This window comes from Lysinibacillus sp. FSL K6-0232, assembly GCF_038008325.1.
In the GTDB taxonomy this organism is placed as follows: domain Bacteria; phylum Bacillota; class Bacilli; order Bacillales_A; family Planococcaceae; genus Lysinibacillus.
The window spans coordinates 3344093-3357835 of the sequence record NZ_JBBOYW010000001.1; the positions used below are offsets into that span (position 1 = coordinate 3344093).

Below are 13743 nucleotides of genomic sequence, written 5' to 3' on the forward strand. Positions count from 1 at the left end.
TCTATAATTCTTTGATTAAGCCACAGCATGCATAAGACATATTTGTATATTCTTCAATGGCTACATTTTTTTCCTGTGCTAATAATAAAATATGTTCCAGTTCAACCGTATGCTGCGGATTAATTAAAATTTTCCAAGGTATGCGTCGCAGTAAAACTCTTGTCGTTTCTCCAACACCAGGCTTAATAAAATGAATATTTTCAATATCGAAATCTTGTTGAATTCTTTCAACCGATTGCATGCCCTCCCATGTAATTGGTAAGGGTGGTGGTAATGTAATGTTTTCCTGTACTGCCTCAAAGCAGGCTACAATACGCTCTATATATAAATTTGAAACATCTACAGCCTCTAATTCCTTATAGTATTTTGCACCATGAAAATCATCCTTATCCATAAACTGCAAATTTAATACTGTTCTGCTCACTAATCCAGATACCGTTGAATTTAAACATGCCGATGGAATGAGAAAATCCTCACGCGTACCATAGATGGACGCACAATGTCCAGGGTCAGCTAAGACAGCTAAATCAGCATTTAGCTGTGTGTTATATAGGGCATTAAATTTTTTGCAAGATTGTTGTAATTCATTGGTAATAGCACCTTTACCTGTCCAGCCATCAATAAATTGAAGATAGCCTAAAGGATGCTTTGCTAATATATAACGAATCGCTACTGTATCAAAACCACGACCACGCAAAATCGAAATAGAATAATGAGGTATCTGCACCTGATAGCGCTTTTCAATATAGCGTTTTATTAAAATTCCAATCGGTGTACCTGCTCTTGCTAAGCTTACAAGCACTAAATTTTCTAATCCTCTGCTTTGCACAATTTGCTCTGCCACTACACCAACAGCTAGCGCTATTCTTGCTGCATAAGCATCTAGCGCTTTGTAAAAAAGATTCATATATGTGGCTGATGGCTGCACTTCCACTGGTAGCATTTCAGAATAATGTGTGCCTGATTGAATAAGTTGCTCTCGTCGATCATTCTCTAGCTCAAGTAGTCGATGACCAATATCACGCAATAAAAAAACAACATCCTCTTGTGCATAGCTGCCCATTTGATCTGGCTGTAAAGTTGATATCATTGTGCTACTACCTCCCACTCATGCATACAAATTACATAAATCTTTGCAGTGCTGACTGCTTGCAATGCTGCTACTGCTTGCGCCACAACCTCTTTCTTTGCTATACGTTCCACCATCACGAAAAGTTCCGAATATGGCTGACTTTGCACATTGTATAAATAATTCGTTACACCGTTATTTTCCAGACTATCAAAGGCTAGTTTTTCTGTAATTGTATAGCTATCTTCACCTGTACAATAAATTGGACTACGTGTTGTTGATTGAACATAAACATCCTCACCTAAGTAGGTGGCTATTTGCATAGGAATATACATAAACTCACCTGTTCCAATAACAAGTGCTGGGCCACCTGTTCGCAAGCTTGTTAATTGCTGACCAATTGCCTGCAAAGCTTCCTTTTGTTGAAAATGCTGCTCTGATGTTAGCATAAACCTTCCTGTAGCTGCTAGATAAGGTTGCTGATTCACAAGACCATTTTCAGCAATCGAACGATAAAGCTTCTGCTCCATAGTTTGCTGAATAGGTAACAATGTTATCTCTTGCGCCATATCTGTTGCTATTTCAGGCTGCCTTTTTGTTAAAGATGGTGTGCCATTGCAGCTAAAATGCCCACACATAATTGCTAGAAAATCAATCGTAATGCCCCATTGCTGCTCTAATTGCTGAAAGACCATTTGCTGCTGCTCAGACCGCCAATCTAAAATAGCTAGCACGGCATAGTGCTTGACGGAAGGGAATTTCTTGCGTAACGTATCAATAATATTAATGACCGTGTTGCCAGTCGTAAGCTCATCATCAATGAGCACAATACGCTGTGCCTGCATAAAAGCTTCAGGCTGCTCTGTATAGATTCGGTGGCTTGTCGCATGTGAATGCTCTTCCTCAAATGTTACAAATGGCTCCAAATCAGGCAGCACCTCACGTGTTGTATGAATATATATAGCATTTGATTGGAATGTATTAAATACGGCATGCCCTAGCGCAGTCGCTGTTTCAGCAAAGCCAATAAATAATGTTGTTTCATCTAGCTTTACATAACCATCCATTCTATTTTCCAGCCTCGTGCCTTCTTTTAAAGCTGCCACAACGTTTGGTGTAGCATCTGCTTGTTGACCTGTAAGATGCTGATGATACATAAGAGCTAACAGACTACCTGTTAATAACGGCACCTGTGGACGGACAGCTAGATGCTTACCAAGAACGGTACTAACAAATAAAAATTGTCTTTTTTTATTGATACGAGCTGCCATTTTAAATAAATCTGTAAGAGCAAAATTATAAGGATTATGGCTGATTGCAATATCGATTGTATAATTTGGTAAAATATTAAGCCTACTCATTAGTTGTTGCATACATACTACCACCTATTTCAGAATTTAATAATAATGAGGCAAAATCAACAGTTTCATGATAAACACCATAGACATGTGCCTGTTGTAAAATTCGCTTTGCCCATCTCATATGTGGTTTAAATTCATTCATTTTATTGGCATAATGACTTTTCATCACACCTTTATGACCATCATTATTTTCAACAATACTTAGTGCATCTAAATACTCCTCATATGAAATGGCATAAAGTGCATGGACAACTCGAATATGACTAGGATGAATAATCGTTTTCCCCATAATGCCATTTTGTTTATCCATTAACACTTCCTTTATTAAGCCATCTAAGCATTCATCGAGCAATGCTTTTCGAGTATTGAGCGCTCCCTTCTCACTAAACGGTGTCACTCTTAACGCAGGCTTTAAAACGCGTGGATGACTAAAATATTCCCACACAGGTCCAGATATAATAAATCCGTCCTCCTCACGTCCTAAAATATTAACAATATCGGCAATACAATCTCGAATAACACTAATATCATAAATGGTCGAATCTATTCTTCGACGAATCCCATATATCCCGCAGAAATCCGTTGCACCTATACGCACATTTAAGACACGCGTCTGGTATTGCTGCAAAATAGCTTTAATCGCTAATAATGCAGCCAGGCGAGATTCTTTATATAATATTTCACGGCTTTCTAAAATGGGCATACCGTATAAAGTTACATTATGTTCTAAAATTGTTTGTTCTAGCAGCTCAAAATAACGTGCTCCCTCCGTGGCTGTAAATTTTGGAAACACATAGCCTGTTAGTATTTCTTGCTTTTTACCTAATGTCGTTGTTAAATGCCTTAATTGCTCTGGATGACGCACCCGTATAAAAATTAATGGTAAGTTTTGTGGCAATAGCTGTTGATCGCTATAGAGTGTATATAATTCACTAATATCATCAATTAGCTTTGCTTCACAAGCTTGCAATTCTGCATCTCCTACAGCGTCCTCTAAATCAATGACAAGCGAAGTTAGCTCTTTATATTTTTGAGATTGGATTAAGCTCACAATATTTGGCTTGGAAGCAGGCATATACAATGTTGCCCCTAAGGCATACGCCAAAATATCAGATGTTTCCCATTTCGTAAATGGCTGCGGTTTCTTATAAAAAATTGCCTTGGTGTCTGTTGCAAAATGTTGCATTAAACCCTCTCCTCAGTGGTAGTATGCCTTCTTTGAAAAAAGCACTGTATCAGTCTGTTTTTCCACAGACCAATACAGTGCCTTGTTTACACTGCTGTTTTCTTATTTATTTTGTATACAACAAATATCAATAAGAATGCAGCAATTAAAATCCTAAAAACTATGTCATGTAATAGTTATTGCAGACCGTATGCATTAACCAATGCCCCTAGCCCACCTTGATAGCCTGAGCCTACTGCTGCAAATTTCCATTCGCCATTATGACGGTACAGCTCACAAAATACAACGGCTGTTTCAATGCTAAAATCTTCACCTAAATCATAGCGTAATACCTCTGCTCCTGACTCCTCATTTGTCAGACGAACATAAGCATTTAGCACTTGTCCAAAGTTTTGATGACGACCCTCTGCATCATAGATTGTAACTGTTACAACAATTTTTTCAATTTGAGGAGATACTTGCTTTAAGTTGACAAGAATTTTTTCATCGTCCCCATCGCCTTCTCCTGTACGGTTATCACCCGTATGTACAACAGATTGGTCAGCGCTTGATAAATTATTATAGAAGATAAAATCTTGCTCATTACGACATTTGCCTGATGCATCTAGTAAAAACACAGAGGCATCAAGGTCAAAGTCTTGTCCGCCATCAAATTGCTTAACATCCCAGCCTAAGCCAATTCCAACACTATTGAGGCTTGGATCCTGCTTTGTTAAATCAATACGTTGCCCTTTACTTAATTGTATAGCCATTCAAAATCTCCCTTTCTATGTCAAAGATGAAATTTTAGTTTACACTTAAGCCATAATCATTACATAAAGCAGCTAAGCCACCTTGGTAGCCAGCACCAATTGCATTAAATTTCCATTCTCCATTATGACGGTATAATTCACCTACAACGATCGCTGTTTCAATACTGAAATCTTCACCTAAGTCGTAGCGAATTAATTCTTCATTGGAGGAAGCATTCACAATACGAATGTAGGCATTTGAAACCATACCAAAGTTTTGATTGCGTGTTTCTGCATCATGAATTGTTACCGTAAATGCTAATCGTTGAACATGCGCAGGTACTTGTGATAATGCAACCTTTACAACTTCATCATCGCCTTCTCCTACACCTGTTAAATTGTCACCTGAGTGTTCTACTGAACCGTTGCCGCCTACTGTATTATTGTAGAAAATAAAGTCATTTTGATCTGCTACTTTACCTGTATCTGCAAGTAAAAATACAGATGAGTCTAAATCAAAATCATTTCCGCCATCATATTTATTTGTATCCCAACCTAAACCTACAATTACATTTGTTAACCCTGGATTTGTTTTTGTTAAATCTACCTTTTGCCCTTTTTGTAATGAAATAGCCATTATCTTTATTCCTCCTAGTAATTTTATTTATTGATATCTTCGAACAACGTCGCCAAGCTTCATATCATTTGTGCCTGTACCAACTGCTGCAAATTTCCAATCATTATTATGACGGTAAATTTCACCACAGATTAACGTCGTTAAGTTCGAATAGTTATCTGTTAAATTATAGCGAATTAATTCATTGCCAGTTCTGTCATCATATACGCGAATATATGCATTTTGAATCATGCCAAAATGTTGATTGCGTCCTGCTGCGTCATATATATTTACAACAAACGCAAGCTTATTATATTGTGCTGGCACAGACGATAGCTCAATTGTAATTACTTCATCATCACCATCGCCATCCCCTGTCAAATTATCGCCTGAATGCTGAACAGAGCCACAATTACTTTTTAGCTTACCAAAATAGATAACATCATCACCAGCTAAAATCTTATCATTTTGTAGCATTAATACAGAGGCATCACAGTCAATGTTTCTACTGCTGCCACTATTTCTATTAGAAAATAAACCGCCTAAGAAGCCACCGCTTTTTTCTTGGCTAACAGGGTCCCAGCCTAAGCCTACCTTGATTTTATTTAACCCTGCATTTCCTTTTGTTAAATCGACACGCTGTCCTTTTTGTAAATTAATCCCCAATTAAATCCCTCCTAAATTATGTGTTATCAACTGAAAGATTATATGTACAGAAATAATCTACTAGTAATGTCGAACCTTTTTTAATTTTCGAACTATAAAAAGATAATGGTTTTATCAACATTATATTAAGTCTAAAATAATGTTACATAAAATTCAATAAATGGCTCCGAAAAGGTTTTCACTATTTTTATAAGACGTTTTCTCTTGAAAAGTGTTCCTTTATCTTTATCGTAAAAAAACCTTCTAACTTGTAGAAGGCTATTGGTTGTATACTAGCTTTTCATCTTTGGATCAAGCGCATCACGTAGTCCATCACCCATTAGGTTAAAGCCTAGAACTGTCAGCATAATTGCCAAGCCTGGGAAAATCATTGTCCACGGAGCATTTAATAAAAACTGGCGAGCATCTGCTAGCATTTTCCCCCACTCTGGTGCTGGTGCCTGAGCGCCTAGCCCAAGGAAGCCAAGTGCCGCTGCTTCAATAATCGCTGTTGCAATAGCAAGTGTGCCCTGTACAATAATCGGTGTGATGGAATTCGGCAAAATATGTGAAAATAAAATCCTTGAATCGCGCATACCGATTGCTTTAGCTGCAACAATATATTCTTCTTCTTTTACACTTAATACTTTAGAGCGAATGAGTCGCCCAAAGTTTGGGATATTAATAATCGCTATTGCAATTAATGCATTTTGCAATGATGGGCCTAGCACCGCTACTACTGCAATTGCTAATAAAATACTAGGGAAGGCAAGCATAATATCAAAGATACGTGAAATAATTGTATCTGCCCACTTACCATAATAACCCGCGATAATTCCAAGTAAGCTACCTATAACAACAGATAAAATAACTGCAAAAAATCCTACCCATAGCGATATTCGTGCACCATGGATAACTCTGGAGAAAATATCTCGTCCAAAATCATCTGTACCAAACCAATGCTCTTTAGATGGTGCCAATAAGCGTTTAGTTAAATCTTGCTCATTAATACCTTGCGGTGCAATTAATGGGCCAAATATAGCAAGTAAAATAAAAAATATAACAATCCCTGCACCTAATAGAGAGATTTTGCTTTTTTTGAAGCTACGCCACCCTTCTAGCCATGGGCCTGCCACACGCTCACGACTTGGCGCTGTTTCCTTTTTTACATCCATTGCTCCAGTCATCATTGCAACTCCCTTCTATTTGTATTTAATGCGCGGATCAATCACTGTATAAAGTAAATCCACGATTAAGTTAATCATGATGAAAATAAATGCAACGACAAGAATACCTGATTGAATAACAGGATAATCCCTGAAGCCAATCGCGTCATAAATATAGCGGCCAATTCCCGGCCAACTAAAAATAGTTTCTGTTAAAATAGCGCCACCTAGCAGCAATCCCGTTTGCAAACCGATAATCGTTAATACTGGAATTACTGCATTTTTTAGTGCGTGTTTATAAACAACAATAAACATTTTTTGTCCTTTTGCGCGTGCTGTTCGAACATAATCAGAGCGCATTACTTCTAGCATTGAAGACCTTGTAATTCTCGCAATAATCGCCATTGGAATTGTTGCAAGCGCCATTCCTGGCAAGATAAGCCTTTTTAATACTTCAAAAAATTGGTCAAAGCGCCCTTGTATAAGGGTATCCAGTAAATAAAAATGGGTTATCGAATTGATCGGATTTCGAACATCCTCTCGTCCAGAGGTTGGGAACCAGCCAAGCTGATTTCCAAATACCCACTGCTCCATTAAACCTAGCCAAAATACTGGCACCGATACACCGATTAAAGCAATAATCATCGCTGTATAATCAAACCAAGAATTTTGGAACCATGCAGAAATAATCCCTGCATTCACGCCAATAATAATGGCAATAATCATAGCAAATAGTGCAAGCTCTGCTGTAGCAGCTAAATAAGGAAAAATTTCTTCTGCTACAGGCAGCCTTGTTCGTAAAGATACGCCTAAATCCCCCTGAAAAATACCTGCTAAATAACTAAAATATTGTGTATACCAAGGCTTATCTAATCCTAAACTTGCGTTTAATGCCTCGACCGCCTCTTTCGTTGCCTGTTGTCCTAAAATTACTTGTGCTGGATTTCCAGGAATAGCACGGATCAACATAAAGACGATAAAAGTCATTCCAAGCAAAACTGGGATTAATTGTAGTAAACGTCTTCCCATATAGTGAAGCATTGTTGTCACCTCTCTATTATTTTCATAATATACTTTGAAGTCTTTCATCTACTGTTGAAAGGTTGAGCCTTCACCAAACGGTTTTCATGGTTAAATGATCGTTCTTTCATACAGAAATTCTTTGAAAAATACGGATACTTGAAAAGAATCTGCAAGATTTCTACGGCTTACCCGCAGAAAAGCAAGCAGATTCTTTCAATTTTCACTCATAAATTAATGTAAAACTATTGTATATCTACCTCTACTAAACGATCTGAGCCTTTAGGGTGTGCACTATAGTTAATAACCTTCGCACTAGCACCTAAGATTGGTGTTGAGTGAGCAAGTGGAACCCATGGTGCGTCTTCAGAGATGATAACTTGAGCTTGCTTATAAAGCTCATTACGCTTGTCCTCATCAATTTCTGTTTGAGCAGCTACTAAAATTTTGTGTAGCTCTGGATTATCATAGAATGTATAGTTGTTTGAACCAATATTATCTGCATCTAATAATGTGTATAGGAAGTTATCTGCATCTCCGTTATCGCCTGTCCAGCCAAGTAAGAATGCATCAGCTTCACCATTCTGTGCTTTTTCTAAATAAGTAGCCCATTCAAATGATACAATCTCAGACTTGATACCAACATCTTCTAAGTTCTTTTGAATGGCCTCTGCAATTTTACGACCATCTGGCATATATGGACGTGGCACAGGCATTGCCCATAGCTCAATTTCCTTACCATCATAGCCCGCTTCAGCAAGTAATGCTTTCGCCTTTTCTGGATCATACTCATAGCCTGTAACTTCATCGTTATAGCCAGCAATTACTGGTGGCATTGGGTTTTTCGCAGGCTCTGCTAGCCCTTCATAAAATGCATCAACAATTGCTTGTTTATCAATTGCATAGTTTACTGCTTGACGAACCTTAACATTATCAAATGGAGGGCGTGTCACTGTTAAACCAAGATAACCAATATTCATAGAAGGACGTTCGATTAATTGTAAATTTGCATCGCCTTCAATTGTTGCTCTATCAGACGGATTAATACCATCAGCAACATCAATATTACCTGCTACTAATTCATTTAAGCGTGCTGAGTTTTCTGGAATTGAACGATAAATAACTTTATCTAATTTTGGTAAGCCCTCAATATGGTAATCTGGGTTTTTCTCAATTGTGATCGCATCATTACGCACCCAGCTTACAAACTTAAATGGACCTGTTCCTACAGGATTTGTTGATAAACCTTCGTCATCTGCTTCAAATGCTTTTGGAGAAGCAATCGCAAATGGAGACATTGCAATATTTTTTAAGAAAGGTGCTTGCGGCTGGCTTAGCTTGAAGACAACTGTATAATCATCTTCAGCCGTTACAGATTCAATAATTTGCTCTCCACCAACTGTAAATTGAGAGCTAAAGTATGGGAATTTATCAGTGCTTGATTTCCAGCGTTCAACGTTCTTTACAACAGCTTCAGCATTGAAATCTGTGCCATCATGGAACTTCACGCCTTCTTTTAGCTTAAATGTATAAGTTAGCCCATCCTCTGATGGCTCCCATGATTCTGCTAAACCAGGGTTGATTGTCATATCCTCTTTACCAAAGCTTACTAATGTTTCATAGATATTGCCTGTAATCGAGAACGATTCACCATCTGTTACAACGGCAGGATCTAGTGCTACAGAGTCACCTCCGCGACCATATACTAATGTCTTTTCTCCACCGCTGCTAGCTGAATCGCCACCAGACGAGCTATCCTTGCTGCCTGAATCTCCACTCTCTGAGCCACCGCATGCAGCTAAGACTGTGGAAAGAATAAGGAGCAGCATAACGCCTAAAGTTAAAAACTTCTTGTTCTTCATTGAATTTCCCCCTATATGTTTTTATATCATTTAATGTTGCATTGCCTCATAAAGGTGGCAGGCAACATAATGACCCGGTTTCACTTCTTGCATTTTTGGTACAACCTGTGAACATTGCTCCTTTTTAAAAGGACATCTTGGATGGAATGCACACCCGCTTGGCGGATTTGATGCACTTGGAATATCTCCGGAAATAATAATTTGTTCTCGTTCAAACGTAGGGTCTGGAACAGGAACAGAGGCTAAAAGCGCCTGTGTATATGGATGCAGCGGTTCAGCATACAAATCCTCACTCGCTGTCAACTCTACTAATTTACCTAAATACATCACACCAACACGATTACTAATATGACGTACTACACCCAAATCATGAGAAATAAAAATATATGTGAGCTTTAAATCTTTTTGCAGCTCCTGTAATAAATTCAATACTTGTGATTGAATAGATACATCTAATGCAGATACTGGCTCGTCCGCAATAATTAAACGTGGATTAGTCATTAAAGCTCGGGCAATTCCAATACGCTGTCTTTGGCCACCACTAAACTGATGTGGATAGCGCTTAATATGATATTCATTTAAGCCAACAATCTCCAGTAGCTCCAATACCTTTTGCTTACGCTCTTTTGCACTCCCCATTCCATGCACAATAAGAGGCTCCTCTAGTATTTTGCCAATGCTATGTCTTGGATTTAGAGAAGCGTAAGGGTCTTGGAAAATCATTTGAATATCTCTACGTGCCTTCCTCATCTCATCTTTAGATAATTCTGAAATTTGTTGCCCTGCGAATTCTACTTTACCTTCAGTTGGCTCTAGTAAGCGCATTAATAAACGACCTGTTGTTGATTTACCACACCCTGACTCACCAACAATTCCTAATGTTTCTCCTTCAAATACTTCAAAGGAAACATCATCTACTGCCTTTACATAGCCAACTTGCTTATTAAGAACACCTTTCCGAATCGGAAAATATTTTTTTAAGCCTTCAACTTTCAATAACACTTTCGACACATTGCTCTACCCCCTGCTCCTCTAGTAAAAAACATCTTGATTTATGCTGCTCTGTTGCTACAAATAAAGGAGGTGTTTCCTGTAAACAACGTTCCATTGCATATTCACAGCGTGCCGCAAAACGACAACCGACTTTAATGCTTCCTGGCTTTGGTACGGTTCCAGGAATTGAATATAAATTTTCTTTTTTATACCGTATATCAGGCACTGATTGGATAAGCCCTTGTGTATACGGATGCTTTGGATTGGAAAATATCTCTTGCACAGGAGCCTCTTCTACAATTTGTCCAGCATACATCACAATCACGCGCTCACACGTTTCTGCTACAACGCCTAAGTCATGTGTAATAAGCAATACAGCCGTGTTTAAGCGTTTGTTCAAATCTTTCATCAGCTGTAAAATTTGGGCTTGAATTGTTACATCCAATGCAGTTGTAGGTTCATCGGCAATTAACACTTGAGGATCACAGACAAGTGCCATCGCAATCATTACCCGTTGACGCATTCCACCTGATAGCTGATGTGGATAGTCTTTTAATAATTCCTCAGCACGTGGTAACCCTACTAGTTTCATAATTTCTACCGCTCTTGTAAACGCTTCCTTTTTTGACCACTTTGGATTATGAATTAAAATAGCTTCCTTCAGCTGATCCCCAATTGTAAACAAAGGGTTTAGGGAAGTCATCGGCTCTTGGAAAATCATTGCAATATCTTTTCCGCGTACTTTTTGCATTTGCTTATCTGTATATTTCGCTAAATTTTTCCCATCTAGTAGAATCTCTCCACCTGTTATTTTCCCTGGTGGTGATGGAATAAGTCCCATAATAGATAATGATGTAACACTTTTCCCACTTCCCGATTCCCCTACTATCCCTAATATTTCCCCTTCATGAACAGAAAAATCAATATTGTCTACAGCAGGAATTTGGCCATTATCTGTGAAAAAGGTTGTTTCTAAACCTTTTATTTCTAGTAGCTTTTTCCTCATGTGCAACTTCCCACCCTACCTATTTTTTACTTAAAATATATAATTTATTGATATGATAACATAACTTTCGTTCAATTCCCTATTTTCAAATAATTCTAACAAATTACTATAACTCTTTCAATCACTAATATTCTGTAATTTTCATGTATTTTCTACATGTATCGACTTTGGTATGCATTATATCTTATTAAGCAATACCTTTTATAAATATCAAAAAAATAGCCTTTCATTTAGTACTAAATGAAAGACTTTTGTTAAATAATTAATATTTTTAATCTAAATGCTGTACTTGGAATAAATTATGATAGGTTCCTTGCTTATCCATTAATTGCTCATGTGTACCACTTTCAATTAGTTGTCCATGGTCAATGACAAAAATCTTATCAGCATGTGTAATCGTTGACAGACGGTGTGCAATAATAATCGTTGTACGCTCATGGGCAAGGATATCCAAGGATTCTTGAATCAATGCTTCACTTTCTAAGTCTAATGCAGAAGTAGCTTCATCCAGAATTAAAATCGGTGGATTCTTTAAAAATACACGTGCAATGGCAACACGTTGTTTTTGTCCACCCGATAGCTTCACACCTCGTTCTCCCACTTTGGTGTCATAGCCATTTGGTAGGCTCATAATAAAGTCATGGGCATTTGCTGCTTTGGCAGCCGCTATGATTTCCTCATCTGTTGCATCTGGTTTCCCCATTAAAATATTCTCTTTTACAGAATCGCTAAAAAGAATATTATCTTGCAGTACAATACCAATTTGTGCACGCAATGAATGCAATGTTACATCGCGTACATCATAGCCATCAATTGCGACAGTTCCGCTTGTTGTATCATAAAAACGGGGAATTAAACTAATAATGGTTGATTTGCCGCCACCACTCATTCCAACAAAGGCAACCGTTTCTCCAGGGTTAATGGTGAAATCCATATTATTTAAAATAGCTGAACCGTCTGCTTCATACTGGAAGGAAACATTTTGAAAACGAACCTCTCCATTGACACGAGGCAACTCCTGTGCATGCTCTTTGTTTTTTACTTCATAGGGCTCATCTATTAAATCAAACATTCGATCCATGGAGGCAATCGATTGCGTCAATGTAGTAGAGGAGCTAACAAGGCGGCGAAGTGGACCATATAATCGTTCAATATAGGCGATAAAGGCAACCATTGTTCCCACCGAAAGCGATCCATTAATCACCTGATAGCCTGCATAGGCAATCACTAATAGCGGAGCTATATCTGTAATTGTATTGACGACTGCAAAGGATTTCGCATTCCATTTCGTTTGGTCAAGTGCCTTCTCTAAAAATTCACCATTCGCTTCATCAAATAGTTTTTGCTCCCGCTTTTCCAATGTAAAGCTTTTAATAATGCTCATCCCCGCTACTCGCTCATGCAAATAGCTTTGTACACCAGCAAGTGCCTGTGAGCGTTTGCGTGTTAAAGACCTTAATTTGCCAAAAAAGTATCTCACGCTTAATGCATAAAGTGGAAATGCTATTAAAGCTACTAACGTAAGCTTAACATCCATGGTAAACATAATCCCAACGGCAATAACAATTGTTGCAAGATCAAGCCAAACATTCATTAACCCCGTCATCACAAAGTTTTTTGTTTGCTCTACATCATTAATAACCCTTGAAATCACATCGCCAGCACGTGTATTAGCATAGTAGCGTAAGCTCAGACGCTGTAAATGTGCATAAATTTCCTTACGAATATCAAACAGCACTTTATTACTGACATGCTGTGCAAAATATTGGCGATAATACTCAACTGGTGGACGAATAATAAAGAACACAATAATCGTTCCACCTAGCCAATAAAATAGCTCTTTTGTTTTTTCCGCATCTGTTAGACTCTCCGCTGCAATAATATCATCCAATACGATTTTAATAAGCAGTGGAATAAAGAGTGGAATCGCAAATTTTACAACCCCAATAATAATCGTTAAAACAATTTCCCATGTATATGGTTTAACAAAGCCCATATACCGCTTAATACTTCCCAATGTTATCACTTCCTTAAAAAAGAAACGGGCATTCAAGCATGAATACCCTAATAACGGATTATAGCAATATT

12 protein-coding genes are annotated in these 13743 nt (G+C 37.9%); all 12 read right to left on the bottom strand.

All coding sequences use genetic code 11. The features are described 5' to 3' along the window. Position 1 precedes the first annotated feature (1 nt). Positions 2-1090, bottom strand: coding sequence for a cysteine protease StiP family protein (locus tag MHB42_RS16460; protein ID WP_340807496.1), 1089 nt, complete (start codon positions 1088-1090; stop codon positions 2-4). Continuing rightward, positions 1087-2442, bottom strand: coding sequence for a phosphoribosyltransferase family protein (locus tag MHB42_RS16465; RefSeq protein ID WP_340807498.1), 1356 nt, complete (start codon positions 2440-2442; stop codon positions 1087-1089). The genes MHB42_RS16460 and MHB42_RS16465 overlap by 4 nt, the downstream gene beginning before the upstream one ends. After that, positions 2423-3616: an HpcH/HpaI aldolase/citrate lyase family protein gene (locus MHB42_RS16470; protein WP_340807500.1), complete on the bottom strand. Its 1194-nt coding sequence runs from the start codon at positions 3614-3616 to the stop codon at positions 2423-2425. The genes MHB42_RS16465 and MHB42_RS16470 overlap by 20 nt, the downstream gene beginning before the upstream one ends. 176 nt (positions 3617-3792) lie before the next feature. Beyond that, on the bottom strand, positions 3793-4368 hold the full coding sequence (locus tag MHB42_RS16475; protein ID WP_340807502.1) for a TerD family protein: 576 nt from the start codon (positions 4366-4368) through the stop codon (positions 3793-3795). Between the two features lie 34 nt (positions 4369-4402). Further along, complete coding sequence (locus MHB42_RS16480; RefSeq protein ID WP_340807503.1) at positions 4403-4984, bottom strand: TerD family protein; 582 nt, start codon at positions 4982-4984, stop codon at positions 4403-4405. 27 nt (positions 4985-5011) lie between these two features. Next, a complete protein-coding gene (locus MHB42_RS16485; protein WP_340807505.1) occupies positions 5012-5629 on the bottom strand; it encodes a TerD family protein in 618 nt (205 codons plus the stop codon). 272 nt (positions 5630-5901) lie between these two features. Continuing rightward, on the bottom strand, positions 5902-6798 hold the full coding sequence (gene nikC, locus MHB42_RS16490; RefSeq protein ID WP_340807506.1) for a nickel transporter permease: 897 nt from the start codon (positions 6796-6798) through the stop codon (positions 5902-5904). Between the two features lie 12 nt (positions 6799-6810). Beyond that, complete coding sequence (locus tag MHB42_RS16495; RefSeq protein WP_340808623.1) at positions 6811-7815, bottom strand: ABC transporter permease; 1005 nt, start codon at positions 7813-7815, stop codon at positions 6811-6813. A gap of 224 nt (positions 7816-8039) precedes the next feature. Further along, on the bottom strand, positions 8040-9656 hold the full coding sequence (locus MHB42_RS16500) for an ABC transporter substrate-binding protein (protein WP_340807507.1): 1617 nt from the start codon (positions 9654-9656) through the stop codon (positions 8040-8042). A 30-nt stretch (positions 9657-9686) separates the two neighbouring features. Next, complete coding sequence (locus tag MHB42_RS16505; protein WP_340807509.1) at positions 9687-10667, bottom strand: ABC transporter ATP-binding protein; 981 nt, start codon at positions 10665-10667, stop codon at positions 9687-9689. Then, positions 10642-11655 carry an ABC transporter ATP-binding protein gene (locus MHB42_RS16510; RefSeq protein WP_340807510.1) on the bottom strand — a complete coding sequence of 338 codons (1014 nt, stop codon included), beginning with the start codon at positions 11653-11655 and terminating at the stop codon, positions 10642-10644. Before MHB42_RS16510 ends, MHB42_RS16505 begins: the two co-directional genes overlap by 26 nt. A 271-nt stretch (positions 11656-11926) precedes the next feature. Further along, positions 11927-13651: an ABC transporter ATP-binding protein gene (locus MHB42_RS16515; protein WP_402896218.1), complete on the bottom strand. Its 1725-nt coding sequence runs from the start codon at positions 13649-13651 to the stop codon at positions 11927-11929. Between the last annotated feature and the right edge of the window lie 92 nt (positions 13652-13743).

Excerpts from the sequence above, each read along its gene's own strand:
- MHB42_RS16460 (WP_340807496.1), bottom strand. The coding sequence starts at position 1,090 with ATGATATCAACTTTACAGCCAGATCAAATGGGCAGCTATGCACAAGAG.
- MHB42_RS16465 (WP_340807498.1), bottom strand. The coding sequence starts at position 2,442 with ATGCAACAACTAATGAGTAGGCTTAATATTTTACCAAATTATACAATC.
- MHB42_RS16470 (WP_340807500.1), bottom strand. The coding sequence starts at position 3,616 with ATGCAACATTTTGCAACAGACACCAAGGCAATTTTTTATAAGAAACCG.
- MHB42_RS16475 (WP_340807502.1), bottom strand. The coding sequence starts at position 4,368 with ATGGCTATACAATTAAGTAAAGGGCAACGTATTGATTTAACAAAGCAG.
- MHB42_RS16480 (WP_340807503.1), bottom strand. The coding sequence starts at position 4,984 with ATGGCTATTTCATTACAAAAAGGGCAAAAGGTAGATTTAACAAAAACA.
- nikC (WP_340807506.1), bottom strand. The coding sequence starts at position 6,798 with ATGATGACTGGAGCAATGGATGTAAAAAAGGAAACAGCGCCAAGTCGT.
- MHB42_RS16495 (WP_340808623.1), bottom strand. The coding sequence starts at position 7,815 with ATGCTTCACTATATGGGAAGACGTTTACTACAATTAATCCCAGTTTTG.
- MHB42_RS16500 (WP_340807507.1), bottom strand. The coding sequence starts at position 9,656 with ATGAAGAACAAGAAGTTTTTAACTTTAGGCGTTATGCTGCTCCTTATT.
- MHB42_RS16510 (WP_340807510.1), bottom strand. The coding sequence starts at position 11,655 with ATGAGGAAAAAGCTACTAGAAATAAAAGGTTTAGAAACAACCTTTTTC.
- MHB42_RS16515 (WP_402896218.1), bottom strand. The coding sequence starts at position 13,651 with ATGGGCTTTGTTAAACCATATACATGGGAAATTGTTTTAACGATTATT.